The organism is Undibacterium sp. Ji49W (genome assembly GCF_049340205.1).
In the GTDB taxonomy this organism is placed as follows: Bacteria; Pseudomonadota; Gammaproteobacteria; order Burkholderiales; family Burkholderiaceae_D; genus Undibacterium.
The window spans coordinates 1-338 of the sequence record NZ_JBMPOW010000064.1 but is presented as its reverse complement, the minus strand read 5'-3'; the positions used below and the strand labels follow the sequence as shown (position 1 = coordinate 338).

The window sequence follows — 338 nt, the reverse complement described above, 5'->3', positions numbered from 1 at the left end:
ACTGCTGCAACATCCTTCACCACAGCTGTTGACACCACCAAAGAAATCACCGCCTACGCAGGTGTAGATGCCAACGCCACAGCCAAAGTATGGCTGAGCAAAGTTGTTGACGCAGCGACACTGGCCACAGCACAAACAACCGTTGATGCAACCATCGCAGCGATTGTCACTAACAGCCCAGGCTCCCAAATCGTCCTGACTAACGGTACTGACATTGTTTCCGGCGAAACATTCACAGCCCCACAAGTCTACACACCAGGCGGCAATGCCCGTATCAACAGCCTGCAAGACGAAGACCAACTGACCGGTACCGGCGTCTCCAACACACTGACAGCCAC

General features: G+C 54.1%; 1 protein-coding gene. It reads left to right on the top strand.

Annotation, left to right across the window (positions count from 1 at the left end; genetic code table 11):
• On the top strand, nucleotides 1-338 hold a 338-nt coding region (locus tag ACO0LK_RS27045), incomplete at both ends, for a hypothetical protein (RefSeq protein ID WP_422980614.1).